28 protein-coding genes are annotated in these 22,445 nt (G+C 75.2%); 12 read left to right on the top strand and 16 right to left on the bottom strand.

The genetic code is table 11. The annotated features are described in order from the left end of the window. The first annotated feature begins 112 nt into the window (after positions 1 to 112). Positions 113 to 421 carry a type II toxin-antitoxin system VapB family antitoxin gene (locus KVT14_RS10055; RefSeq protein ID WP_147794834.1) on the top strand — a complete coding sequence of 103 codons (309 nt, stop codon included), beginning with the start codon at positions 113 to 115 and terminating at the stop codon, positions 419 to 421. Continuing rightward, positions 411 to 1,091: a LytR C-terminal domain-containing protein gene (locus tag KVT14_RS10050; protein ID WP_217615530.1), complete on the top strand. Its 681-nt coding sequence runs from the start codon at positions 411 to 413 to the stop codon at positions 1,089 to 1,091. Before KVT14_RS10055 ends, KVT14_RS10050 begins: the two co-directional genes overlap by 11 nt. Before the next feature lie 22 nt (positions 1,092 to 1,113). Here KVT14_RS10050 and KVT14_RS10045 read toward each other — a convergent pair whose 3' ends face one another. Next, positions 1,114 to 2,451 (bottom strand): uracil-xanthine permease family protein, encoded by a 1,338-nt coding sequence (locus KVT14_RS10045; RefSeq protein WP_217615529.1) that lies wholly within the window; start codon positions 2,449 to 2,451, stop codon positions 1,114 to 1,116. A 207-nt stretch (positions 2,452 to 2,658) separates the two neighbouring features. On the opposite strand from KVT14_RS10045, the gene KVT14_RS10040 reads away from it, so the two are divergent. Then, complete coding sequence (locus KVT14_RS10040) at positions 2,659 to 3,930, top strand: glycosyltransferase 87 family protein (RefSeq protein WP_217615528.1); 1,272 nt, start codon at positions 2,659 to 2,661, stop codon at positions 3,928 to 3,930. Here KVT14_RS10040 and KVT14_RS10035 read toward each other — a convergent pair. After that, positions 3,911 to 4,858, bottom strand: coding sequence for an LLM class F420-dependent oxidoreductase (locus KVT14_RS10035; protein WP_217615527.1), 948 nt, complete (start codon positions 4,856 to 4,858; stop codon positions 3,911 to 3,913). The genes KVT14_RS10040 and KVT14_RS10035 overlap by 20 nt on opposite strands. 75 nt (positions 4,859 to 4,933) lie before the next feature. Here KVT14_RS10035 and KVT14_RS10030 point away from each other — a divergent pair, with 75 nt between their 5' ends. Both KVT14_RS10030 and KVT14_RS10025 read left to right on the top strand, forming a co-directional pair. Next, positions 4,934 to 5,137, top strand: coding sequence for a hypothetical protein (locus KVT14_RS10030; protein WP_308161005.1), 204 nt, complete (start codon positions 4,934 to 4,936; stop codon positions 5,135 to 5,137). Positions 5,138 to 5,149: 12 nt separating this feature from the next. Next, a complete protein-coding gene (locus tag KVT14_RS10025) occupies positions 5,150 to 5,809 on the top strand; it encodes a DUF1684 domain-containing protein (RefSeq protein WP_217615526.1) in 660 nt (219 codons plus the stop codon). Between the two features lie 19 nt (positions 5,810 to 5,828). On the opposite strand, the gene KVT14_RS10020 is transcribed toward KVT14_RS10025, so the two are convergent. Further along, positions 5,829 to 6,089: a LapA family protein gene (locus tag KVT14_RS10020; RefSeq protein ID WP_147794839.1), complete on the bottom strand. Its 261-nt coding sequence runs from the start codon at positions 6,087 to 6,089 to the stop codon at positions 5,829 to 5,831. Between the two features lie 102 nt (positions 6,090 to 6,191). Between KVT14_RS10020 and KVT14_RS10015 the strand changes: the two genes are divergently transcribed. Then, the gene (locus KVT14_RS10015) at positions 6,192 to 6,635 is read left to right on the top strand and encodes a GNAT family N-acetyltransferase (RefSeq protein WP_308161004.1); all 444 of its coding nucleotides are present in this window, start codon (positions 6,192 to 6,194) and stop codon (positions 6,633 to 6,635) included. A gap of 16 nt (positions 6,636 to 6,651) precedes the next feature. On the opposite strand, the gene KVT14_RS10010 is transcribed toward KVT14_RS10015, so the two are convergent. Then, on the bottom strand, positions 6,652 to 7,689 hold the full coding sequence (locus KVT14_RS10010; protein ID WP_217615524.1) for an Fpg/Nei family DNA glycosylase: 1,038 nt from the start codon (positions 7,687 to 7,689) through the stop codon (positions 6,652 to 6,654). A 44-nt stretch (positions 7,690 to 7,733) separates the two neighbouring features. Then, positions 7,734 to 7,934 (bottom strand): hypothetical protein, encoded by a 201-nt coding sequence (locus KVT14_RS10005; RefSeq protein WP_217615523.1) that lies wholly within the window; start codon positions 7,932 to 7,934, stop codon positions 7,734 to 7,736. A gap of 142 nt (positions 7,935 to 8,076) precedes the next feature. Between KVT14_RS10005 and KVT14_RS10000 the strand changes: the two genes are divergently transcribed. Together KVT14_RS10000 and KVT14_RS09995 are read left to right on the top strand one after the other, a co-directional pair. Further along, positions 8,077 to 8,415 carry a cupin domain-containing protein gene (locus KVT14_RS10000; RefSeq protein WP_217615522.1) on the top strand — a complete coding sequence of 113 codons (339 nt, stop codon included), beginning with the start codon at positions 8,077 to 8,079 and terminating at the stop codon, positions 8,413 to 8,415. A gap of 127 nt (positions 8,416 to 8,542) precedes the next feature. Next, positions 8,543 to 9,259: a hypothetical protein gene (locus tag KVT14_RS09995; RefSeq protein WP_217615521.1), complete on the top strand. Its 717-nt coding sequence runs from the start codon at positions 8,543 to 8,545 to the stop codon at positions 9,257 to 9,259. A gap of 7 nt (positions 9,260 to 9,266) precedes the next feature. Here the strand turns inward: KVT14_RS09995 and KVT14_RS09990 are convergent, their stop codons facing one another. Then, positions 9,267 to 9,887 (bottom strand): dihydrofolate reductase family protein, encoded by a 621-nt coding sequence (locus tag KVT14_RS09990; RefSeq protein ID WP_217615520.1) that lies wholly within the window; start codon positions 9,885 to 9,887, stop codon positions 9,267 to 9,269. A 97-nt stretch (positions 9,888 to 9,984) separates the two neighbouring features. Then, a complete protein-coding gene (locus tag KVT14_RS09985; RefSeq protein WP_217615519.1) occupies positions 9,985 to 10,893 on the bottom strand; it encodes an SDR family oxidoreductase in 909 nt (302 codons plus the stop codon). Between the two features lie 109 nt (positions 10,894 to 11,002). Between KVT14_RS09985 and KVT14_RS09980 the strand changes: the two genes are divergently transcribed. Both KVT14_RS09980 and KVT14_RS09975 read left to right on the top strand, forming a co-directional pair. Next, complete coding sequence (locus KVT14_RS09980) at positions 11,003 to 11,566, top strand: TetR/AcrR family transcriptional regulator (RefSeq protein WP_217615518.1); 564 nt, start codon at positions 11,003 to 11,005, stop codon at positions 11,564 to 11,566. Positions 11,567 to 11,918: 352 nt separating this feature from the next. Continuing rightward, entirely contained in the window at positions 11,919 to 12,170 is a 252-nt protein-coding gene (locus tag KVT14_RS09975; protein WP_147794850.1) for a nuclease, read from the top strand. A gap of 10 nt (positions 12,171 to 12,180) precedes the next feature. On the opposite strand, the gene KVT14_RS09970 is transcribed toward KVT14_RS09975, so the two are convergent. Then, positions 12,181 to 12,570 carry an aldehyde dehydrogenase gene (locus KVT14_RS09970; protein WP_217615549.1) on the bottom strand — a complete coding sequence of 130 codons (390 nt, stop codon included), beginning with the start codon at positions 12,568 to 12,570 and terminating at the stop codon, positions 12,181 to 12,183. Between the two features lie 156 nt (positions 12,571 to 12,726). Here KVT14_RS09970 and KVT14_RS09965 point away from each other — a divergent pair, with 156 nt between their 5' ends. Continuing rightward, positions 12,727 to 13,749 (top strand): S66 peptidase family protein, encoded by a 1,023-nt coding sequence (locus KVT14_RS09965; RefSeq protein ID WP_217615517.1) that lies wholly within the window; start codon positions 12,727 to 12,729, stop codon positions 13,747 to 13,749. 39 nt (positions 13,750 to 13,788) lie between these two features. After that, positions 13,789 to 14,067, top strand: coding sequence for a membrane protein insertion efficiency factor YidD (yidD, locus tag KVT14_RS09960; RefSeq protein ID WP_147794851.1), 279 nt, complete (start codon positions 13,789 to 13,791; stop codon positions 14,065 to 14,067). Between the two features lie 10 nt (positions 14,068 to 14,077). Here yidD and KVT14_RS09955 read toward each other — a convergent pair whose 3' ends face one another. The 8 genes from KVT14_RS09955 to KVT14_RS09920 all read right to left on the bottom strand — a co-directional run bounded on the left by KVT14_RS09955 (position 14,078) and on the right by KVT14_RS09920 (position 22,413). Continuing rightward, positions 14,078 to 14,785 (bottom strand): VOC family protein, encoded by a 708-nt coding sequence (locus KVT14_RS09955; RefSeq protein ID WP_217615516.1) that lies wholly within the window; start codon positions 14,783 to 14,785, stop codon positions 14,078 to 14,080. A gap of 43 nt (positions 14,786 to 14,828) precedes the next feature. Further along, complete coding sequence (gene ppk2, locus KVT14_RS09950; RefSeq protein WP_217615515.1) at positions 14,829 to 15,737, bottom strand: polyphosphate kinase 2; 909 nt, start codon at positions 15,735 to 15,737, stop codon at positions 14,829 to 14,831. Between the two features lie 47 nt (positions 15,738 to 15,784). Then, entirely contained in the window at positions 15,785 to 16,465 is a 681-nt protein-coding gene (locus KVT14_RS09945; protein ID WP_217615514.1) for a DUF6766 family protein, read from the bottom strand. Positions 16,466 to 16,550: 85 nt separating this feature from the next. Beyond that, on the bottom strand, positions 16,551 to 16,970 hold the full coding sequence (locus KVT14_RS09940; RefSeq protein ID WP_217615513.1) for a hypothetical protein: 420 nt from the start codon (positions 16,968 to 16,970) through the stop codon (positions 16,551 to 16,553). A gap of 56 nt (positions 16,971 to 17,026) precedes the next feature. Further along, positions 17,027 to 18,391 (bottom strand): glycoside hydrolase family 30 beta sandwich domain-containing protein, encoded by a 1,365-nt coding sequence (locus KVT14_RS09935; protein ID WP_254630702.1) that lies wholly within the window; start codon positions 18,389 to 18,391, stop codon positions 17,027 to 17,029. A 106-nt stretch (positions 18,392 to 18,497) separates the two neighbouring features. Further along, complete coding sequence (locus KVT14_RS09930) at positions 18,498 to 20,543, bottom strand: beta-galactosidase (protein WP_308161003.1); 2,046 nt, start codon at positions 20,541 to 20,543, stop codon at positions 18,498 to 18,500. After that, positions 20,540 to 21,442, bottom strand: coding sequence for a carbohydrate ABC transporter permease (locus KVT14_RS09925; protein ID WP_308161002.1), 903 nt, complete (start codon positions 21,440 to 21,442; stop codon positions 20,540 to 20,542). The genes KVT14_RS09930 and KVT14_RS09925 overlap by 4 nt, the downstream gene beginning before the upstream one ends. Beyond that, on the bottom strand, positions 21,439 to 22,413 hold the full coding sequence (locus KVT14_RS09920) for a carbohydrate ABC transporter permease (protein ID WP_217615512.1): 975 nt from the start codon (positions 22,411 to 22,413) through the stop codon (positions 21,439 to 21,441). The genes KVT14_RS09925 and KVT14_RS09920 overlap by 4 nt, the downstream gene beginning before the upstream one ends. Positions 22,414 to 22,445 lie beyond the last annotated feature (32 nt).

The raw sequence follows: 22,445 nt of genomic DNA, 5'->3' as shown, positions 1-22,445 counted from the left end.
CGGGCGCGGGCAGGCGACCTCGGGGCCGAAGTTCACCCGGGTGCCGCCCCTCGACCACCCACCCGCGAGCCGGTGCCCCCGGAGCGGGCCCGTCTCACCTACACTCGCGTCCGTGATCTTCAAGTCCGTGGGCGAGGGCAGGCCCTACCCCGACCACGGCCTGGTCACGCCCAAGCAGTGGGCCGACGTGCCGCCGCGCCAGGTGCGCCTGGACGAGCTGGTCACCACCAAGCGGACCCTGAACCTGGACAACCTGCTGTCCGAGGACTCGACGTTCTACGGCGACCTGTTCGCGCACGTCGTGCAGTGGCGCGGCGTCCTGTACCTGGAGGACGGCCTGCACCGCGCGGTGCGCGCCGCCCTGCAGCAGCGGCCCGTGCTGCACGCGCGCGTCCTCGTGATCGAGTCCGATGAGCGCTGACCGCACGCCGGATGCCGCGCGCCAGCGCCGCCGCCGGCACACCCGGGAGCGCCAGGCCGTCGTGTTCGGCGTGCTGCTCGGCGGCCTGGCCGTCGCCGCGTTCGGCGCCGCCGCCGTGTACACCGGCAACGTCTCGCTGCCGTTCCTGTCCCGGGACTTCTCGTCGCCCGAGCCGACCGGCCTCGCGGCCGTGAACTCGCCGTGCCCGCCGGAGGGTGCGACGCCCGTGCCGTACGGCCAAGTCACCGTCAACGTGCTCAACGGCACCACCCGGGTCGGGCTCGCGGGCGACACCGCGTCGGCCCTGTCGTCGCGCGGGTTCGTCATCGGGCAGCAGCTCAACGCGAGCCAGATGGGCTACTCGACGTACAGCGGCAACGCGCTGATCCAGTTCGGCACCCAGGGCGTCGCCGCCGCGTACACCGTCGCCGCGCAGTTCGACACCCCGCAGCTGGTGCTGGACACGCGCGAGGACGCGTCGGTCGACGTCGTCGTCGGGTCGACGTACAACGCGCTGGTGGCGGCCGCCGACGTCGTGCTGGTCGCGGACCAGCCGTTCGCCGTGCCGGAGGGCTGCATCGCCCTCGACCAGGTCACCCCGGTCGCGCAGGCCACCCCGCCCCCCGCCGAGGAGCCGGCGGCCGAGGAGCAGCCCGCGGCCGAGGGCTGAGCCGCCCCCGGCCGCCGCCCGCTCAGCGCTCCAGCTCGACCCCGCCCGGGACCGACGCCGGGGACGCCGGCTCCTGGCTGGTGCCGCGCCACCGGGCCACGCCCCGCATGACGTGGTAGACCCCGATCGCGGCGGCGGTGCCCAGCGCGATGCCCTCGAACGTCAGGTCGCCCGCGGTCCAGGTGTAGTTGGCGATGCCGACCACCAGCGCGACCGCGGCGGTCGTCAGGTTCACCGGGTCGGAGAAGTCGACCTTGTTCTGCACCCAGATCCGGGCGCCGAGCACGCCGATCATCCCGTAGAGCACCGTCGTCGCGCCGCCGAGGACGCCGGCCGGGATCGTGTTGATGAGCTCGCCGAACTTGGGCGACATGCTCAGCACCAGCGCGGTCGCCGCGGCCACCCAGTAGGCGGCGGTCGAGTAGACCTTGGTCGCCGCCATGACGCCGATGTTCTCCGCGTAGGTGGTCGTGCCGGAGCCGCCGCCGAGGCCCGCGAAGGTGGTGGCGAGGCCGTCCGCGAGCAGCGCGCGGCCGGTCAGCGGGTCCAGGTCCTTGCCGGTCATGGCGGCGACGGACTTCACGTGCCCGACGTTCTCCGCGATCAGCACGAAGACGACCGGCAGGAACAGGCCGAGCAGCCGCGGCTCGAACGTCGGGGCCACGAAGTGCGGCAGGCCGAACCAGGCGGCCTCGCCGACCGCGGTGAAGTCGACCTCGCCGCGCAGGGTGGCGACGACGTACCCGACCACGACGCCGACCAGGATCGACAGCCGCCCGAGGATGCCGCGGAACAGCACCGCGGACAGCACGATCGCCCCGAGGGTCACGATCGCGGTCACGGGGGCGGCGCGGAAGCCGCTGCACGCCCCGGTCTCGTCGCAGGTGCCCCACGCCGTCGGCGCGAGGTTGAAGCCGATCAGCGCGACCACGGTGCCCGTCACCACCGGCGGCATGACGACGTCGATCCACCGCGAGCCCGCGAGGTGCACGACCAGGCCGATCGCCGCGAGCAGCAGGCCGGTGGCGAGGATGCCGCCGACGGCCGCGGACTGCCCGCCGGAGGCGGTGGCCGCGACGATCGGGCCGATGAACGCGAAGCTCGAGCCCAGGTAGGACGGCAGCCGGTTGCCGGTCACCAGCAGGAACACCACGGTGCCGATCGCGGAGAACAGCAGCGTCGTCGCCGGGGAGAAGCCCGTGAGCAGCGGCACCAGGAAGGTCGCGCCGAACATCGCCACGACGTGCTGCATGCCGATGCCGATGGTCCGGGGCCAGGACAGCCGTTCGTCGGGGGCGACGACCGCTCCCGGCTCGACCCTCCTGCCGTCGCCGTGCACCCGCCAGCCGATCGCGCTCACCGCGGTCCTCCTCCTACGCCGGCGCCCCGGTCGGTCCGCGCGCCGCAGGGCAGGCTAGCGGGTGACGCGTCACCCGTCCGGCCGCGCCCACGGACCGCACGGCGCGCCCGCGTAGGGTGTGGCCCGGCCCGTGACCGTCCGCCGTGGAGGTGCGCCATCGACCGGCTGCTGCGCTCGCGCGCCGCGCTGTGGACCGCGTTCGTCGCGGTGCACGGCTGGATCGCCTACGTCGGGACCGTGCTGATCCCCGCGCGGGCGTTCTGGGACCTCGACCTGTACCGCTGGTGGATGTGGCAGGGCCTGCACCAGGGCGTCTGGCCGGTCCTCGACGGCGACTGGGTCTACCCCGCCGGCGCCGTGCTCCCCATGCTGCTGCCGGCGCTGGTCGACGCCGTGGGCACCCAGCCGTACGCGGTGGCCTGGTCCGCGCTCATCACGCTGCTCGACGCGGCCGCCGTGGTCGTGCTGCTGCGCTGCGCGGGGCGTCCGGCGCGGGAGGGCGCGGTGCGGGGCGACGTGGTGCCGCCCGCGCGCGACCCCGCGGTGGGCGCCTGGTGGTGGCTGGCGTTCGTGCTGCTGCTGGGCCCGGTCGCGGTCGGCCGGCTGGACGCCGTGGTGGCGCCCGTGGTCGTGATCGCGCTGGCGGTGGCGCTGCGGCACCCCGCCGTGGCGTCCGCGCTGCTCACGTTCGGCGCGTGGGTCAAGGTCGCGCCGGGCGCGCTGCTGCTGCCGCTGGTGCTCGTGCTGCGCCGCCCGTGGCGGGACCTGGTGCTGCCGGCCGCGGCGGTCTGCGTGGCGGTCGCGGGTGCCGTCGCCGCGGGCGGCGGACTCGGGCACCTCACCAGCTTCCTCACCGAGCAGGGCGAGCGCGGCCTCCAGCTCGAGTCGGTCGCGGCGACGCCGTTCGTTCTCGCGGGGATCGCCGGCGGCGGGGCGCGGGTCGTGCTCAACCAGGAGATCACCACCTGGGAGATCGCGGGCCCGGGGACCGCGGCCGTGGCGGGCGCGCTGGGCGTCGCCCTCCCCGTCGCCCTGGCCGCGGTGACCGGGCTGCTCGCGTGGGTGCGGCTGCGCGCCGGCGACCGCCTGGACACGGCGGCGTTCCTGGCGCGCGGGGCGCTGCTCGTCGCCGTGACGCTGATCCTCGCGAACAAGGTCGGCTCGCCGCAGTTCGTCGGCTGGCTGGCGGGGCCGGTCGTCGTCGGGCTGGCCCGGCCCGGCACCGGCGGCCTGCGGTCCTGGCGGGTCCCGGCGGTGCTGGTGCTCGTGATCGCGGGGCTGACCCAGGTGGTGTTCCCGATCGCCTACGACGGGATCACCCTGCAGCAGACCGGCCCGTCGCTGGTCCTGGTGCTGCGGAACCTGCTGCTGGTCGTCCTCGTCGTGGTGGTGGCCCGCGACCTGGCCCGCGCGGGTCGCGCGGGGTCGCGGGCCACCGGCCCGGGCGAGGACGCGCGCGTCAGCGCACCTGCGGCATGACCTCGGAGGCGACGAGCTCCAGGTGGTCGAGGTCGTGCAGGTCGAGCACCTGCAGGTAGACCCGGGTGATGCCCTGCTCGGCGAGCGTGCCGAGGCGGTCGACCATCGCGGTCGGCGTGCCGGCGATGCCCACCGCGCGGACCTCCTTCGGGTCCCGCCCGATGGCGGCGGCCCGGCGGTCCACCTCGGCGTCGTCCTTGCCGCCCGCGAGGACGAGCGCGGCCGACATCGTCAGCGTCTGCGGGTCGCGGCCGATCGCGCGGCAGGCCTCCCGGACCGTCTCCAGCTTCTCGCCCACGACGTTCAGCGGCGGGAAGGTCAGGTTGAACTCGGAGGCGAAGCGCGCGGCCAGCGCCGGGGTCTTCTTCGGGCCGAGGCCGCCGACGATCAGCGGCACGCCGGGCGTCGTCCCGTCGAGCGGCGACGTCTGCACGGGCTTCGGCAGCGCCGGGCTGCGCTTCAGGGTGTAGTGCTCGCCGGCGTAGTCGAACCGGTCGCCCGCGGGCGTGCCCCACAGGCCGGTGACGACCTCGAGCTGCTCGGTGAACAGGCCGAACCGCTTGTCGGGGAACGGGATGCCGTAGGCCTCGTGCTCCTCGGCGTACCAGCCGGTGCCCAGACCCAGCTCCACGCGGCCGCCCGACATCTGGTCGACCTGCGCGACCTGGATGGCGAGCACGCCGGGGTGCCGGAACGTGGCCGACGACACCAGGGTGCCGAGCCGGATGCGGCTGGTCTCGCGGGCCAGGCCGGCGAGCGTCGTCCAGGCGTCGGTCGGGCCCGGGAGCCCGTCGCCGGAGCCCATCGACAGGTAGTGGTCGGAGCGGAAGAAGGCGTCGAAGCCCAGGTCCTCGGTGGCGCGCGCGACGGCGAGGAGGTCGTCGTAGGTCGCGCCCTGCTGCGGTTCGGTGAAGATCCTCAGGTCCATGCGGGCAGCCTTTCACGGCGCGCGGGGTGGGTCGCACCGGGGCCGCACCGGGCCCCGCGGCGGTACGGTCGGGGCGTGCTGCGCGGCATCCGGTGGTCGAGCCTCGCCGTCGTGCTGGGCGCGGGGGCGCTGACCCTCGTGTGCCTGGTGCTGGCGCTGCGCGGCCGCCCGTGGGCCTGGCTCGTCGGCCTCGTGTGCGCGGCGACGGCGGTCCGCGAGGTGCGCGCGCTGCAGCGGCACGACCGGCGCGCTCGCCCGGCCCGGGGGCCCCGCGCGTGAGACGGTGAGGGCATGGTGACGCAGCTCGGCCTGGCCCTCGACGCACTCGCGGTGGCGGACTGGCGGCGGCGCACCGCGCAGATGTACGCGGACGTCCGGCGGATGGCCGAGGACGACCCCGCCGCCGCGCACGCCGAGTGGGTCGCGCGCCGCGACGAGCTGTTCGCGACCCACGCCGCCTCCCCGCTGCACCACGCCGCGAAGGCCGTGTTCGAGGGGCTGTCCGTCGCGCCCTACGACCCCGCCTACCGGTTCGAGGTGCGGGTGCGCGCGACGTCGGCGCAGCGGCTCGAGGTCACCACCGGGACCGACGGCGTCGTGCCGTTCGACCGCGTCGGGCGGGTCGAGCTCGAGGGCCTGGGCTCGCTGTCCGTGTGGGCGCTGCGCACCTACGGCGGCGGCATCTTCATCCCGGTCAAGGACGCGACCGCCGGCAAGGGGACCTACGGCGGCGGGCGGTACCTCCTCGACACCATCAAGCACGCCGACCTCGGCCGGGCCACCGACGGCGGGCTGATCCTCGACCTGAACTTCGCGTACAACCCCTCGTGCGCGTACGACCCCGCGTGGGCCTGCCCGCTGGCGACGCGCGGGAACGTGCTGCCCGCGCCGGTGCCGGTCGGCGAGCAGCAGCCGGACCCGAAGCTGGTGGCGGACTTCGAGCTGGAGTGACGCCCCGGGCGTGCCGACCTCAGCGGCCGCGGCGGCCCTCCGCGCGGCCCGCGCGCCGGATCCGGAACGTCCCCGCCGCGAGGCCGACGAGCAGCATCGCCGCGAGCGCCACCCACAGCGGCGTCGTCACGGTCGTCGCGAGCAGGTGCACCCGCACCGGCTGCCGGTTCTGCGCCACGAACACCACCGCGAGCACGACCAGCAGGATGCTCAGCCAGCGGCGCTGCAGGAACGTGACGACGGGGTTCGGGCGGCTCGTGGGCGTCTCGGTGCTGCTCATCGCGGGCTCCTCCTCGGCGCGGGTGCGTGCGCGGGCGGCCGCGGCCGCCGTGGTCCGAGCATGGCGCAGCCGCACCCCTGGCGACCACCTACGCTGACCGGCGTGCCGCTGACGATCGAGACCCGCACCCCCGCCGAGATCACCGCCGCCGAGCTCTACGCCCTGCTGCGGCTGCGCGTCGACGTGTTCGTGGTCGAGCAGACCTGCCCGTACCCCGAGCTCGACGGCCAGGACCTGCTGGACGACTCGCTGCAGGTCTGGGCGCACGAGGACGGCGAGCTGCTCGGCACCATCCGGGTCCTGCGCGCGGGCAGCGACCACCCGGCGATCGGCCGGGTCGCGACCGCCGGGGCCGCGCGCGGGCGGGGTGTGGCGGGCGCGCTGCTCGAGCACGGCATCGCGCTGTGCGGGCCCGGGGCGACCATCCACCTGCACGCGCAGGCGCACCTGGAGGCCTGGTACGGCCGGTACGGGTTCGAGCGCGCCGGCGAGGACGACGACGAGGACGGCATCCCGCACGTCCCGATGGTCCGCGCTCCGCGCTGATCGGCGGCGCCGCGGGTCAGCGCTGGCAGGTCGGGCACCAGTACAGCTTGCGCCCGGCCATCTCCTCGACGACCACGGGCGTGCCGCAGGTCCGGCAGGGCTCGCCGCCGCGGCCGTACACCCAGTGCCGCTGCGCCTGGTCCCGCAGCGCCTCGGCGCGGCCGGCCTCGTCCAGGTCCTCCCGGGTGAGCATGACGCCCGTGGCGATCCCGTCGGCCAGCAGCGCCGACCAGTCGTCCCAGAGGGCGCGCGCCGTCTCCGCGGGGACCCGCTTGCCGGGGGTGTGCGGGTCGAGCCGGGCGCGGTAGAGCAGCTCCGCCCGGTAGATGTTGCCGATGCCGGCGACGACGGCCTGGTCCATGAGCAGCTGACCCACGGGGGTCCCCCGGGCGGTGAGCCGCTGCACCATGACGTCGGCGGCCGTGCCGGGGCCGGGCGCCACCGCGTCGGCGACCGCCGGGTCGGACTCCCCCGGCTCGCGGTGGGCGGCCGCGCCGGTGGCCGCGGCCACGGCGTGCGGGTCCGCCATCCGGGCGCGGACGTCGTCCTCGACCGCCGGGTCCGGCCCGAGCTTCGCGAGCGCGGCGGCCGTCGCGGCGGGGTCGAGCACCTCGCAGGCCGTCGGGCCGCGCAGGTCCGCCACCGTCTGCTCGGTGGCGAGCCGCACCCGCACCTGGCCGACGGGCTCCGGCGGGAAGTCCTCGGTCTCCGCGCCCTCGTCGCCCTCGCGCTCCCCCTCGCCCATCCGCACCGACCGCCGCACGCGCGGGGCGCCGAGGCTCGCGACCGCCCCGCTGCCCTCGGTCAGCGGGGACACGACCCCGAGGAAGTCCCACGCGCCGTACAGGCCGAGGTGCACCCGCAGCACGTGGCCGCCCTCGAACCCGAGGAACAGCTGCTTGCCGACGGCCGCGGACGTCAGCAGCTCGCGCCCGTCGAGCAGCGCGGCGCCCTGCGCGAACCGACCCTGCGGCGAGGACACCGCCACGCGGTGGCCGACGAAGTCCCGGGCGAACTGGCGGGCGATGCGGTGGACGGTGTGACCCTCGGGCATGCGCCCAGGCTAGGGGCGACCTCCGACGCCCGCGGCCCGGGGGCTCAGTCGTCCCAGAAGACGGTCCACAGCCCGACGAGCAGCGCGACCGCGGCCAGCCCGACCGCGGGCCACACCGCGGCGGACCACGTCCACGCCGCCGCGAGCTCCTGCACCGCGTCCCGGCCGTGCAGGACGTGCCCGAGCAGCGCGGCCGTCGCCCGCAGCACGAGCTCCAGCGTCACGTCCACGGCGCCGCTCAGCACGGGAGCACCCGGCGCGCGGGGGCCCGGCGGGCGGCGTCTCGGCAGGTCACGGCGCCCATCCTGCCAGGCACAGCGGGCGCACAGCCAGAACCGGGCCACGACGGGCCTCGGCCGTGCGAGGTCCGCGAGGACGATGGCGCGGGTGGAGCTCGACCCCGTCGTGACGAACGCCGACCACTACCGCGTCGTGCTCGAGAACGCGCGCGTGCGCGTCCTGGCGTACGAGGACGTCCCGGGCGACCGGACCACGCCGCACGTCCACCCGGACAGCGTCATGATCACGCGGTCCGCGTTCAGCCGGCGCCTGACGGGCTCCCAGGGCGACCGCGACGTCGTCCTGCCCGAGGGGGCCGTGGTGTGGCTGCCCGCCCAGGAGCACACGGGCGAGAACACCGGCACGACGCCGACTCGCGTGCTCCTGGTGGAGCTCAAGGACGACCCGCCCGCGCCCTCCCCGGGCACCGCCCTCGGCCCCGTGTGACGGCCCGCAGCGCTCCGCGGCGTCCGCGTGGACGCGGCGTCCCGGCAGCCGGGCACCGGCCGGGCGCGTCCGACCGCGCCGGTAGGCTGCGGGGACCGACCGCTCGGACCGATCAGGGGGCACGACCATGGCCGCGAGCACGCCGCCGGACACCGCCACGACCACCGCGCCGGGCGACCGCGCGCGCCGCACCCGGCTGGCCGTCGTGGCCGTCGTCGTGGTCCTGCTGCTGGTCGCTGGGGGCGTCTGGTTCGCCTCCGCGCAGCGCTCCCAGGCGCAGGACCGGTCCGCGCTCGACGACGCTCTGGCCGACCTCGCCCCCGTCGCCACCGAGCTGCAGCAGGCGATCGACACCTCGCACGAGGGGCTCGCGTCCACCGAGGGCCGGCTGCTCGACCCCTCGCTGGGGACCGCGCTCGCGGATGTGCTCGCCGAGGCCGAGGCCCTGGACACCACGGCTCCGACGGAGGGCTCCCTCGCCGAGCAGACCGCCGCCGTCGAGGAGACGCGGGACGCGGCGCTCGGCCACCTGGCGGCGATCCAGGACGCCACCGGCGCCGTGTTCGAGGACTCGTACGCGTACGACGTGCAGCAGGAGGAGCAGGCCCGGCAGGCCGCGGTGGCCGCGCTGGACGGTGCCGTCGCCGCGGGCCGGCAGGCCCTCGCCGCAGGCGGCGGGGACGCCGACGCCCGCGCGGCTCTCCAGGGCGCCCTCGACGCCGCCGCGACGGCGCGCGCGACCGAGGTCGTCCCCGACGACATCGACTCGGTCATCGCGGGCTCGACCGCCGCGCAGGAGGCCCGGGCGGCCGTCGAGGCCGCGACGGCGGGCCTGGCGGGCTGACTCCGCCTCAGGCCTCGTCGGCGAGCGGGACGTCGCCCTTGACGTCGTCGTACCCGTGCGCGTTCGGCAGCTCGGCCGGGGCGTAGACCAGCCGGACGACGCCGGTCGGGAAGATGTCCGACCGGAGCAGCCGCAGCGGGTAGAGGGGCGACCCCTCGTCGAACAGCCGCTCCCCGCTCCGCGCGGCGACCGGGTGCACGAGCAGCCGCAGCTCGTCGAGCAGGCCCGCGGCGAGCAGCTGCCGCACGACGGACAGCGACCCGGGCACCACGACCTTGCCGACGCCCGGCGCGGCCTTGAGCGCGGTGACGGCCTCGACCAGGTCGCCCTCGACGCGCTCCGCGTTCCGCCAGCCGAGGTCGGCGGTGCCGCGCGTCGCGACGAGCTTGCGGGTGTCGCCGAGCTGCTTCGCGTACGCCGCGTCGACGTCGCCCGCGGCCTCCCGCTCCGGCCACGCACCCGCGAAGCTGTCGTAGGTCACCCGGCCCAGGAGCAGCACGTCCGCGCCGGCGTAGTCCTCGGTGACCGCGGCGCCCATGTGGTCGTCGAAGTACGGGAAGTGCCACGCCGGGTCGATCTCGGCCACGCCGTCGAGCGAGATGAACAGGGTCGACACGAGGGTCGCCATCGCGGGTCCTTCCGTCGGGCGGGCGACGCGCGCCGCGCGGGTGCTGGACCCCCATGAGACCCCACCCGCGCGGCGCGTGCCTAGACCCCCGCCAGGGTCAGCGGGTGCCGCCGTACGCCCCCGCGGCCAGGTCCTCGAGCAGGGTCGGCCCGGTCGGCCCCCACCCCAGGCGCTCGCGGGTCAGGGCGCTGGAGGCCGGGAGGTCGAGCGCGAAGAACCCGCCGATCCAGCCGAAGTGCGCGGCGGCGTCCTCGGGGGCGACCGACGCCGCCGGCACGCCGACGGCCCGGCCGACCGCCTCGGCGATGTCGCGGGCCGGCACCCCCTCCTCGCCGACGGCGTGCACGACCGGCACGTCGCCCGACGCCGCGGCCCGGCCGAGCGCGAGCGCGACGAGCCGCCCGGCGTCCGAGCGGTGCACCGCGGGCCACCGGTTCGCCCCGTCCCCGACGTAGCCCGCGACGCCGCGCTCGCGCGCCACCCGGACCAGCTCGGCGACGAACCCGTGGTCCCCGTCGCCGTGCACGGTCGGCGCGAACCGCAGCGCCACCGGCCGGACGCCGCGGTCGGCGAGCGCGAGCGCGTAGGTCTCGCTCGCGCCGCGGGGCGCGTCGGGCGCCGAGTACGGCGACGCCGTGTCCTCGGTGAGCAGCCGGCCGGGCGACACCCCGGCGATGCCGGACGCGAGCAGCAGCGGCCGGTCGGTGCCGGCGAGCACGTCGCCGAACGCCTCGACGGCGGCACGCTCGGTGCGGCCGGACGCGGCGTAGTCGCTGAAGTCGTGCTTGAACGCGAGGTGCAGCACGGCGTCGGCGTCCTCGGCGCCGGCCCGCAGCGCACCGAGGTCGTCGAGGTCGCCGCGGCGGACCTCGACGCCGGCGGCGGAGAGCGAGGCGGCGGACGCCTCGGACCGGGCGAGGCCGACGACGTCGTGCCCCGCGGCGAGCAGCTCGGGCACGGCGGCCGAGCCGATCCAGCCGGACGCACCGGTGACGAACACGCGCATGGGAGTCCTCCAGGGACGAGCACCCGGGCGTACCCGGGGCGACCGTGATGTCAGTCGCTGTCATCACCGTACGCCTGATGTCAGCCGCTGTCATCACTAGACTGGCCGGATGGGACGCTGGGAGCCGGACGCGCAGGGCCGGCTGGCGCGCGCCGCGCTGGAGCTCTACGCCGAGCGCGGCTACGAGCAGACGACCGTCCAGGACATCGCCGAGCGCGCGGGCGTCACGGAGCGCACGTACTTCCGGTACTTCGCCGACAAGCGCGAGGTGCTGTTCGACGGCGCGCACACCCTGGAGCGACTGGCCGTCGCCGGGGTCGCGGACGCGCCGCCGGACGCGGGACCGCTGGAGGCCGCGGGTGCGGGCGTCGTGCGCGGCTGCGACGCGCTCGCCGACCGGTTCACGCACGCCCGCACCCGCGCCGGGGTCGTCGCCGCGAACCCGGGCCTGCAGGAGCGCGAGCTGCTCAAGATGGCGGCGCTCGGCGCCGCGCTCGCCGGCGCGCTCCGCGACCGCGGCGTCGCCGCACCGGCCGCCGCGCTCGCCGCCGAGGCGGCGGTGGCCACGTTCCGCGTGGGCTTCGAGGCGTGGATCGCGAGCGACGGCGGACGAGGTCTGGACGACCACGTGCGGGCCGCGCTGGCGGACCTGCGGGCGCTCGCCTCCGGCTGACGCGTCCACGGTCCGGACGCTCGCGCGAGGGCCCGCGTCGGCCTCACCAGCGGGGCCGCGCCGACGGCACCGGGCGCCCTTGACACGTCACGCGGGGCTCCCCACACTCGTTCGCATGTCCGCCGTCCTGCACGCCCACGCGACCCCGCTCCCCGCGGGGTCCGTCGCCGTGCCGACGGTGCGGTGCAGCTGTCGAATGTGTCGCTGACGTCCCAGCGGTCTCCCGCCCGCGCCTGAGCGCGCGCCCGGCCGGACCCCGCGTCACCCCGCAGCAGCCGCCCTCCGCGCAGCCCCGGTCCGTCCCGGCGCGCGAGCGCACCCGCACCGCCACGCCGGACCCCAGGAGCCTGAAGTGCCGCAGCACACCCGCGTCGACGTCCTCCCCATCCAGGAGGTCGTCGCCTCCGCCTCCCCCAGCGCCTGGCGCGACGGCCTCGTCGTCGCGCAGGGCGACGCCCAGGTGACCGTCGCCCTGCTCGACGGCGACCTGGTCGTGCTCACGACCCGCGCGACGCCGCAGCCCGGCGAGCCGGCGGCGGTGCACCCGGTCGCCGGGCTACTGGCGGTGGGCGGCGCCTGGTACGCGGCGCGCCCGTCGGTCTGACCGGCCCGGGTCAGGCCATCGACGCCGTCATCGAGCGGCAGGCGTCGACCATCGCGCGGCAGGCCTGCGCGCAGATCCGGCAGTGCTCGGACATCGACGCGTGCATCTCGCACTCCGCCGCGCACGCCTCGCCCATGGCGACGCAGGCCTGCATCATCGCCGACATCGCGGACATGTCGTAGCCCGCGGGCCGCATCATCATCCGCATCGTCGTGGTCGCGACGTCCGCCGTGCTCGCGCACAGGGACGCACATCGCGCCATGTTCTCCCCGGCGTCCGCGTCGGCACACATGGTCGCGGCCATGGCGGCGGCCGAGCAGGCCTCGATGCACGGCTGCATCGCGGTCATGTCCATCCCCGTCGTGCCCGCCGGCATCGACTTCATCATGTCCATCATCATGCTCACGGCAGTTCCACCCCTCGTGCGATCGGCTGGTGCTCCGGCACCGTCGACGCTACGCCGCGGGTGTGCGGGGCCACCAGGGGGCGGCGGACCCGGGACCGCCGACCCGCGAACCCGTCCCGCGCCCGCCTCGGCGCTGCCAGACTGCGGCGCATGATCCGCTACCCGCGCCCGCTGGTCCCCGGCGACGTCATCGGGGTCGCGTCCCCGTCGGCCGGTGTCGCGGACCGGCACGCGCGGCGACTGGACGTCGCGGTGCGGCACCTCACCCAGCGCGGGTTCGACGTCCGTCTCGGGCCGCTCGTGCGCGGCGACGGCGTCGCCAGCGGGTCCCGGGACGCGCGTGCGGCCGAGCTCACCGACCTGATGACCGATCCCGGGGTCCGGGCCGTCGTCCCGCCCTGGGGCGGCGAGATCGCGCTGGACCTGCTCGACCGCCTCGACTGGGACGCGCTCGCCACGGACCCGACGTGGTTCGTCGGCTACTCCGACATCTCGACGCTGCTGCTCCCGCTCACGCTCCGGACGGGCGTCGCGACACTGCACGGCCAGAACCTGATGGAGACGCCGTTCCGGGCGCCCGCGCCGATGCTGACCTGGCTGGACGTCGTCCGCGCCGAGCCCGGGGCCACGCTCGTGCAGGGCGCCGCGCCGCGGTACCGGTCGGCCGGGTTCACCGACTTCGCGGTCGAGCCCGAGGCGACCGAGGAGCCGCTGGACGCGCCCGGCGGCTGGACCCGGCTCGACGGCGACGACGACCTGCGCGTCACCGGGCGGTTGATCGGCGGCTGCCTCGAGACGGTGTCGCACCTGGCCGGCACCCCGTACGGCGACGTCGGGGCGTTCGTCGCCGCGCACGCCCCGGAGGGCACGATCGTGTACCTCGAAGCGGCCGCCGCGGACGCGACCGACGTGGTCCGCCGACTGCTGGGCCTGCGCTACGCGGGCTTCTTCGCGGGCGCGAACGCCGTGCTGCTGGGGCGCACCCGCGGCGCGGACGCCCCCGGCCTGACGCAGCACGACGCCGCGCGGCACGCCCTGGCCGGCCTCGGGGTGCCCGTGCTCGCGGACGTCGACTGCGGGCACGTCCCTCCGCACCTCGCGCTGGTCAACGGCGCACTGGCGACGATCGAGCACGACAGCGCACGGTCGGTGCTGACGCAGGTGCTGCGCTGACCGGTCGCCGCCCCCGGCACCCGCGCCTACCGTGACGCGATGAGCCTCGCCGCCGTCGCCGCCGACCGCCTGATCCGGGTCTACCAGCGCCGCATCTCCCCCCGGAAGGGCTACGCCTGCGCGCACCGCGTCGCGCACGGCGGGACGTCCTGCTCCGAGGCCGTCCGCCGCACCGTGGTGGCCCGCGGCGTGCTGCGGGGCGTCCGGCCGACCGTGGCCCGGTTCGTCGCGTGCTACCAGGCCGCGGGGATGCTGGCGCAGTCGGACGTGCGCGGGGTGTGCTGCTGCGGCGGCATCCCGATCCCGTTCCGGTTCTGACGGCTTCGCGTCAGCCCTGCGCGCCGGCCACGACCTCCCGCGCGTGGGCGAGGTCCGGCTCGACCGCCTCCGCCCGGGCCGCGTCGAGCGGCAGCCCCTCCGCCTCGGCGAGCGTGGCGGCGGCGTCCTCGACCCGGCCCAGTCGCACGAGCAGCTCCGCGCGGTAGGCGAGCGCCCGGGCCCGGTCGTCGGCCGGCGCGTCCGGGTGCCGGGTCAACCCGGCGTCGAGCGCGACCAGCGCCTGCGCGTCGTCGCCGCGCGCGTCGCCCTGCCGGGCCGCGACCTCGACGGCCCGCGCCAGCCCGGAGGCCGCGGGCTCGGGCTGCCCGACGTCGGCCTCGCGGTAGAACCGGAGCCAGTTGCCGCCGACGTCCACCACCGTGAACCCGGTGGTGGTGCCCTGCTTGCGCCGCGGCCGCAGCAGGCGCGGGACGCCGGCGACGGGCAGCCGCCCGAGGTGCGCCCGCAGCCCCGCGGCGAACTGCTGGTAGAGCGCCTCCGCGTCGGGCACGACGACGATCACGCTGGCGTAGGAGCCCTCGGGGTCGAAGCCGTCGATGCCCGCGAGGTGGATCTGGATGTCCTCGCACCGCACGACCGCGTGCGGGTTCGGCCGCCGCTGCCGGTACGTGGGGCGGAAGCCGAGCGCCTCGTAGAACGCGACCGCGGCGTCGACGTCGGGGCAGGGCAGGATCGCGTACGTCCGTTCGCCGGCCATCGCGCCAGGATCGCGGGCGTCGCCGCGCCCAGGCAAGGGGCGGCTACTCGTCCGCCGGCTCGTTCTTGCTGCGGATGACGAGCAGCGGGTCCGGCCGGCCGACGACCTCCGGGTCCTTGCCCTCGTAGTCGAACTGGCCGAGGAAGAACCGCATCGCGTTGATGCGCGCCCGCTTCTTGTCGTTGGACCGGATGATCGTCCACCGCGCGTGCCGCTTGTCCGTGCGGCGGAACATCTCCTCCTTGGCCTCGGTGTACTCCTCCCACCGGTCCAGCGAGGCGAGGTCCATCGGCGACAGCTTCCACCGGCGGACCGGGTCGAGCTGGCGGATGGCGAACCGGGTGCGCTGCTCCTTGCGCGACACCGAGAACCAGAGCTTCGTCACGTGGATGCCCGAGTCGACGAGCATCTTCTCGAAGACCGGCGCCTGCCCCATGAACGCCTGGTACTCGTCCTCGGTGCAGAACCCCATGACCCGCTCGACGCCGGCGCGGTTGTACCAGGACCGGTCGAACATGACGATCTCGCCGGCCGTCGGCAGATGCTGCACGTAGCGCTGGAAGTACCACTGGCCGCGCTCACGGTCGCTCGGCTTCGACAGCGCCACCACCCGGGAGGTCCGGGGGTTCAGGTGCTCGGTGAACCGCTTGATCGTGCCGCCCTTGCCGGCGGCGTCGCGCCCCTCGAACAAGACGATCGCCCGCTTGTCGTTGTCCTCGAGCCAGTACTGGAACTTCAGCAGCTCGACCTGGAGGCGGTACTTCTCCAGCTCGTAGGCGTCCCGGTCCATCAGGTCGGGGTACGGGTACCCCTCCTGCCAGGTCCAGACCGGGTTGCCCTCGGGGTCGATGAGGTCCGGGTCCGGCGTGTGGCCGTCCCGGACCGTGTAGCCGCTGTCCCGGAGGAACTCGATGTACTCGCGCAGGTCGCGAGGCGGGTTCACGACGGTCATGCGACCACTCTCGGGGGACCCGGGCCGCCGCGCCAGTGCTCGGCGGGTCAGGACTCGATCCCGGTGGCGCCGTGCGGCGCGCCCACGGGCTTGGACTCCGGGGAGCCGCGCTCGCGCAGGTAGATCGCCAGCACGACCATCGACAGCACGGCGAGGAACTCGGACTGCCAGTTCTGCAGGGTCCGGCTCCAGAAGTCCGGCTCGCGCAGGTACTCCGGCCACGTGACCGGGTCCTGGAGGTCGCGCATCTGCTCCTCGGAGTACGCCACCGCGCCGGTCAGCGACTGCACGAACCAGGACAGCAGGAAGATCGAGCCCATCACCAGGGTCAGCGAGTGCGAGTAGACGGACAGCCGCCGGCCCCGGACGCGTGCCCACGGCGGGGACTGCGGGCCGGCGTGCTCCCCGACCGCCTGCTCCTCGTCGGTCTCCCGCCCCGCCTTGTCGAGCGGCTTGGACTCGGGCGACCCGCGCTGCACGAACCAGACGGTCGCGGCGATGTAGAGCAGGAACTGCAGGAACTCGGACTGCCAGTTCTCGCTGAGGTCGACGGCGAACGCCGACGACGTGACGTACTCGGCGAGCGTCACGGGCTCGAGCCCGGCGGCCACCTGCTCGCGGTTGAACAGGGCCACGCCGCTGACCGCCTGCCCGGCCACCGCCGCGAGGAAGATCCCGAGGAAGAACAGGCTCAGCCCGTTCTCCCGGACCCACCGGGGCGCCCTCACCGCCGTACCACCGCGAGCACGACGCACAGCAGCAGCACGAGGTACGTGCCGCCGAGCACCACCGCGAACAGCACCCGCTGGGACCTCATGCCGCCACCTCGCAGTCGTAGGGGCGGTCCGGGCGCGGGTCGCAGCCCGCGGCGGTCACCACCCACCCGGCGCCCGACCGCGCGAGGAACACGGTGTCGCTGCCGAGCCGCACCTGCGCCTGGCGGCCGGCCACCCGCACCTCCCCGGGCCGGGCGTCCGCGGCGCGCTCCGCGAGGTCGTCGGCGACCGGCCCCTCGGACAGGACCCGGGCGCACGGGGCCTCCTCGTCCTCGGCGACGCTCTGCGCCACCGACTCGGCGAGCAGCGCGCAGGCGGCGTCCCCGTCGCCGGCGGCCACCGCCGCGGAGAACGCGACCGCGACGTCCCGGGCCGCGCGGGCCGCGCTGCCGGGGCCGCACCCCGCCAGCAGCGCGACCACCAGGGCCGCGCCCACCGGGATGCGCCACCGCCTCACCCGGGCATCGTGGCAGGGGTCGTCCCCGGGGGCGCGGCGAACCGGCTACGGCGCCCTCAGACCTCCAGCACGAACGTGTTGAGCGAGTCGGCCGGCAGCACCGGCGACACGACCTGGTCGCCGACGAGCACCGAGACCGGCATCTCCTCGGAGGTGTCGTTCTGCATGACGACGACGAGCGAGCCGTCGGGGTTGCGGAACGCGACCTGGTTCTCGTAGCCGGCGTAGCTCAGCGTCGGCACCAGGCGGGCGCCCGGCTGCACGAAGTGGCTGACGTGCTTGAGCACGTAGTACTCGTGGCTGTACTCGAACGAGCGGGCCTCGGGGTCGACGACGACGAGGGAGTTCTGCGACCAGCCCCAGCGGCTGACGCCGCCGCGCTCCAGCGAGAGGTTCCAGTACTGGTAGGCGTTCGCGCCGTTGTTGAGGAAGTCCCGCATCAGGCGCCACGAGTAGCGGGCGTACCGCCAGTCGTTCTTGCCGTCGCCGCACTCCTGCTCGGTCTGGTAGAGCCGCAGCTCCGGGTGGTCCCTCTTGAGGAACGGCACGATCGACTTGCCGTGCCACTGCACGCCGATGCCGGTGACCGCCGCGGCGGCGTCCGGGTCCGCCAGCACCTCGTCCACCAGGGCCTCGTTCGGCCGCTCGAGCGTGCCGAGGAACACCTCGACGCCGCGCTCGCGCATCTCGGGGCCGAGGTGCCGGAGGAACGCCGCGAGGCCGGCCGGGGTCCAGGTGCAGCTCGGGTAGGGCTGGGCCGAGTTGAACTCGTTCTGCGGCATGACCATGCCGATCTCGATGCCGAGCTCGCGGTACGCGTCGACGAACTTGCCGAAGTAGGCCGCGTAGGTCGCGAGGTGCCGCTCGTCCTGGGTGAACGAGTCGGTGCCCTCGGCCTGGACCTGGTCGGGGCGCAGGCCGTTCTCGACGCCGTTGATCCACGGCTGCACCGACGCGTAGTGCCCGTTGGTCTTCAGCCACTGCGGCGGGACCCACGGCGACGCCCACAGCTTCAGCGCCCCCTGGTGCTCCTGCGCGGCGCGGATGTAGGGGACGAGCGTCTCGTGGTCGTTCGCGATGCTGAAGTGCTCGAGGTCGAAGTCGCCCGGCACGTCGTCGTAGGAGTAGTAGTCGCGGGCGAAGTCGTTCGCCCCGATCGGCATGCGCCCGATCGTGAAGTTGCCGCCCACGCCGGGTGCGTACATCTCGCGGAAGATCTCGGCCCGCTGGTCGTCGGTCAAGTGGGCCAGCGAGGTCCAGCCGAGCTCGTTGAACGTGGCGCCGAAGCCCTCGATCTCCTGCCGCTCGTCGTCCAGCTGCACGAACACGTCGGGGATCCGGTCGACCGCGGCGGGCTCGACGCCCCCGAGGTCGGTCCAGCGCTCGTGCTCGGTCGTGCTGGTCCAGCTCGCGATGCGCATCGCACACTCCACTTCGTCGTCCGCGGGGACCACGGCGGCCCCGGGGTCGCGGCAGGAGCGCGCGCCGGTGCGAGGCACTACCTACCGCTCACTAGGTAGTGCGAGGCTACCCCGTCTTCCCGACCGCGTGGGAGGTATTGACTCGCTCCGCGCGCTCCGGCGCGACCAGCGCCGCCGCCGACCACGCCCCGAGCACGAGTGCGCCGCCCACGTCCCGGCCCGTCACCAGGTCGACCGCCGGGGCTGCCAGCGGCACCGTGCGCGCGTCGGGCCCGTGGTTCAGCACGAACAGCACGTCGCCGCGCCGGGCGACCTCGACCCCCTCGGGGGACGGGACGGGGTCGAGCCCGGCGCGCGCCGCCGCGTCGAGCAGCAGCCGCGCCAGCGCGTCGGCGGGCGGCACCGTCGAAACGTACAGCGCGCTGCCGCCGCCCGGGTGCACGCGGCGGGTCACGGCCGGGCGGCCCTCCAGCCCGGCGCCCCGGTAGGTCGCCAGCACCTCGACGTCGTCGCCCTCCACGCGCAGCGTCTCCGACCAGTCGGCCGCGGTGAACGCGCCCATCAGGCCGGAGTCGACCCGGACGCCCGCGTCGGGCAGCGGCCGGTGCTCCTCCCCCGACGCGCCGAGCGGCGCCGCCCACGGCACCGGGAACCGGCCGCCGCGGACCCGGCCCTCCTCGTCGGCGACCGCGCTGAACGGGCCGACGACGAGCGCGCCGCCCCGTTCCGGCACCCGGGCCACGTTCGCCGCGTCGGCGTCCGAGACCAGGTACAGGCCCGGCACCGCGACCAGGTCGTAGCCGTCGAGGTCGTCGCCGGGGTGCACGACGTCCACGGGGATCCCCGAGCGCCACAGCGGCTCGTACCAGGCGAGCAGCTGGTCGACCGGGCGCAGGCGGTGGCTGGGCAGGCCCGGTCCCTCGCCCGCCCACCAGGACGACCAGTCGAAGACCAGCGCGGCCCGGGCGTCGACCCGGGTGCCCACGACCCGGCGCAGCCGGCGCAGCACGGAGCCCTGCGCGCGGACGGCCCGGTGCAGGTCGGTGTCCGGGCCGGCGTGCGGCAGCATCGCGGAGTGGAACCGCTCCGCACCCGCGGCGGACGCGCGCCACTGGAAGTAGCAGACCGCGTCGGCGCCGTGCGCGACGGCCCGCAGCGAGTCGACCAGCATCGCGCCTGCCGGCTTCGGCAGGTTGTGCGGCCGCCAGTTCACCGCGCTCGTCGCCTGCTCCATGAGCACCCACGGCCGCCCGCCGCCGAGCGACCGCATGAGGTCGTGGGTGAGCGCGGCGCGCGCCGGGCTGCGCGGGTCGGCCGGGTCGCCGTACCAGTCGTCGGCGACCACGTCGACGTCGTCGCGCCAGGACCGGTAGTCGACGCCGCGGAAGAAGCCCATGAAGTTCGTCGTCACCGGGACGTCGGGCGTGGCCGCCCGGAGGACCTCCGCCTGGACGCGGTACAGGTCCCGCAGCTGGTCCGAGGTGAACCGGCGGAAGTCGAGGTCCTGCGCAGGGTTGTGCAGGTACGGCGCGGCGCGCGGCGGCACGATCTCGGCCCAGCGCGCGTAGTGCTGGCTCCAGAACGTGGTCCCCCAGGCCCGGTTGAGCTCGTCGAGCGTGCCGTACCGCGCACGCAGCCAGTCCCGGAACGCCGCCGCGCACAGGTCGCAGCAGCACCGCTGCCCGAGCTCGTTGCCGACGTGCCACATCGCGAGCGCCGGGTGGCCGGCGTACCGGTCTGCCAGCACCCGGACGACGCGGAGCGCGTGCTCCCGGAACACCGGGGAGGTCGGGCAGAAGTGGTTCCGGGAGCCCGGGCTCATCCGCACGCCGGAGGCGTCGACCGAGGACGTCTCCGGGTGGTCGTGCGCCAGCCACGGCGGGGCCGAGGCGGTGGGGGTCGCCAGGTCGACGGCGATCCCGGCCCCGGCCAGCAGGTCGAGCACCCGGTCGAGCCAGGCGAGCTCGAACCGGCCCGGCTCCGGCTCGAGCGTGCCCCACGCGAAGACGCCGACCGTCACCAGGGTCACCCCGGCCTCGCGCATCAGGGCGACGTCCTCCGCCCACACGTCCTCGGGCCACTGCTCAGGGTTGTAGTCGCCGCCGTAGAGCAGGCCGTGCCGATCGGTCAGCGCGCCGAGCCCCGGCCTCACCCCTTGAGCCCGCCCGCCAGCAGGTCCGCCCGCCAGAACCGCTGCAGCAGGAGCACGAGCGCGATCAGCGGGATCACCGACACGGCGGAGCCCGCGATGATCAGCGGGTACAGGTCGGTGTCGCCCGCGCCCTTGGACAAGAACGTGTAGAGACCGAGGGTGATCGGGTACTTGTCCTGGTCGGACAGCATGATGAACGGCAGCAGGAAGTTGTTCCAGATCCCGACGAACTGGAGCAGGAACACCGTCACCAGCCCCTGGGTCATCATCGGCAGCGCGATCGCGCCGAACACGCGCAGCTCCCCCGCGCCGTCGAGCCGGGCGGCCTCGATGGTGTCGTCCGGGACGGCCGCGGCGGCGAACACCCGGCACAGGAAGATCCCGAACGGGTTGATGATCACCGGCAGCAGCACCGACCACCGGGTGCCGGCCAGGCCGAGCTGGGCCATCAGCAGGTACTGCGGGACGGCCAGCACGATGCCGGGCACGAGGACGCCGGCGAGGATGCCGGAGAACAGCAGCTCGCGGCCCCGGAACCGGAACTTGGCGAGGGCGTAGCCGGCCATCGCGGACACGAGCGTCGACGCGATCGCCCCCACGCCGGCGTACAGGGCGGAGTTCAGGCCCCAGAGCCAGAACTGCCCGCCGCCGTAGGCGCTGAGGTTCGCGAGGTTGTCGATCAGCCCGGTGCCGGGCGCGAAGGAGAAGGTGGTGAACAGCTCGCGGGGGCTCTTGGACGTCGCGATCAGCACCCACGCCACGGGCAGCAGGGTGTAGACCGCGCCGAGCATGAGCACGGTGGCCGCGAGACGGGGACGGCGGTGCCGCCGCGGGGCCCGGCGCGGGCTGCGGTCGCCGGTGCGGACGACGGCCGGGGGCCGGGTGTCGACGGCGGTCACGCGGCACCCCCGAACGTCCGGCGCTGGAAGAACCGGAGCAGCAGCAGGGACAGGGCCAGGATGCCCAGGGCCAGCACGACCGACGCCGCGGCCGCGCCCCCGAGGTTGTCGTTCATGAACGCCTCTTGGTAGATCTTCATGAGCGGCACCCACGTCGAGGAGATGGTGTTCGACATCGGGCGCAGGGTGGCGGGCTCGCTGTACAGCTGGAGCGTCCCGATCACGGAGAACAGGCCGGTGAGCACCAGCGCGGGCGTCACGAGCGGGATCTTGATCCGCAGCGCGATCTGCCGCTCGGAGGCGCCGTCGATCCGGGCCGCCTCGTAGATCTCCGTCGGCACCGAGCGCAGCGACGTGTAGATGATGATCATGTTGAAGCCGACCCCCGACCACAGGGCGATGTTGGCCAGCGCGAAGTACAGCGCCGGGTAGCCGAAGAAGTCGACCGAGCTGCCGCCGAGCTCGCGCGCCACGTAGCTGACCGGGCTCGTGCTGGGCAGGTACAGGAACCCCCACAGCAGGCTGGCGATCACCCCGGGCACCGCGTACGGCAGGAAGATCGCCGTCCGCGCGAAGCTGCGCCCCGGCACGCCCGGGTGGTCGAGCAGCAGCGCGAACAGCAGGGCGAGGCCGAGCACGCTCGGCACCGCGATGGCCCCGTAGATCAGCGAGCGCCCGAGGCCCGCGACGAACTCGGGGTCGGACAGCGCGGTCGCGTAGTTCTCCAGCCCGACGAACGTCTCCTCGCGGCGCCCGAACGCGCCGCCGGAGACCCGGTAGCCGCGGAAGCTCAGGTACAGCGCGTACCCGATCGGGATGATCAGGAACGCGGCGAAGAACGCGATCGCGGGCGACGCGAACAGCCACGGGGTCGCGGCGCGGGCCCGGCGCCGGGTGGAGCGCGAGCGGGGTGCGCCTGCGGTGCGGGCGGCGCGGGCGGCTTGGGATGCCGGGACGACGTCGGTCGACATGGCCCTTCCTCCGGATCGGTCGGTGGGGCGGC

Origin of the sequence: Cellulomonas sp. GbtcB1 (genome assembly GCF_019091725.1) — a bacterium.
Taxonomy (GTDB): Bacteria; Actinomycetota; Actinomycetes; order Actinomycetales; family Cellulomonadaceae; genus Cellulomonas.
This window is presented reverse-complemented; position numbering and strand designations above follow the sequence as displayed.

Excerpts from the sequence above, each read along its gene's own strand:
- KVT14_RS09980 (WP_217615518.1), top strand. The coding sequence starts at position 11,003 with ATGGGACGCTGGGAGCCGGACGCGCAGGGCCGGCTGGCGCGCGCCGCG.
- ppk2 (WP_217615515.1), bottom strand. The coding sequence starts at position 15,737 with ATGACCGTCGTGAACCCGCCTCGCGACCTGCGCGAGTACATCGAGTTC.
- yidD (WP_147794851.1), top strand. The coding sequence starts at position 13,789 with ATGAGCCTCGCCGCCGTCGCCGCCGACCGCCTGATCCGGGTCTACCAG.
- KVT14_RS09920 (WP_217615512.1), bottom strand. The coding sequence starts at position 22,413 with ATGTCGACCGACGTCGTCCCGGCATCCCAAGCCGCCCGCGCCGCCCGC.
- KVT14_RS09965 (WP_217615517.1), top strand. The coding sequence starts at position 12,727 with ATGATCCGCTACCCGCGCCCGCTGGTCCCCGGCGACGTCATCGGGGTC.
- KVT14_RS10010 (WP_217615524.1), bottom strand. The coding sequence starts at position 7,689 with ATGCCCGAGGGTCACACCGTCCACCGCATCGCCCGCCAGTTCGCCCGG.
- KVT14_RS10050 (WP_217615530.1), top strand. The coding sequence starts at position 411 with ATGAGCGCTGACCGCACGCCGGATGCCGCGCGCCAGCGCCGCCGCCGG.
- KVT14_RS09995 (WP_217615521.1), top strand. The coding sequence starts at position 8,543 with ATGGCCGCGAGCACGCCGCCGGACACCGCCACGACCACCGCGCCGGGC.
- KVT14_RS10035 (WP_217615527.1), bottom strand. The coding sequence starts at position 4,858 with ATGGACCTGAGGATCTTCACCGAACCGCAGCAGGGCGCGACCTACGAC.
- KVT14_RS09990 (WP_217615520.1), bottom strand. The coding sequence starts at position 9,887 with ATGGCGACCCTCGTGTCGACCCTGTTCATCTCGCTCGACGGCGTGGCC.
- KVT14_RS09935 (WP_254630702.1), bottom strand. The coding sequence starts at position 18,391 with ATGCGCATCGCGAGCTGGACCAGCACGACCGAGCACGAGCGCTGGACC.
- KVT14_RS10025 (WP_217615526.1), top strand. The coding sequence starts at position 5,150 with ATGGTGACGCAGCTCGGCCTGGCCCTCGACGCACTCGCGGTGGCGGAC.
- KVT14_RS09955 (WP_217615516.1), bottom strand. The coding sequence starts at position 14,785 with ATGGCCGGCGAACGGACGTACGCGATCCTGCCCTGCCCCGACGTCGAC.
- KVT14_RS10020 (WP_147794839.1), bottom strand. The coding sequence starts at position 6,089 with ATGAGCAGCACCGAGACGCCCACGAGCCGCCCGAACCCCGTCGTCACG.
- KVT14_RS09970 (WP_217615549.1), bottom strand. The coding sequence starts at position 12,570 with ATGATGATGGACATGATGAAGTCGATGCCGGCGGGCACGACGGGGATG.
- KVT14_RS09985 (WP_217615519.1), bottom strand. The coding sequence starts at position 10,893 with ATGCGCGTGTTCGTCACCGGTGCGTCCGGCTGGATCGGCTCGGCCGCC.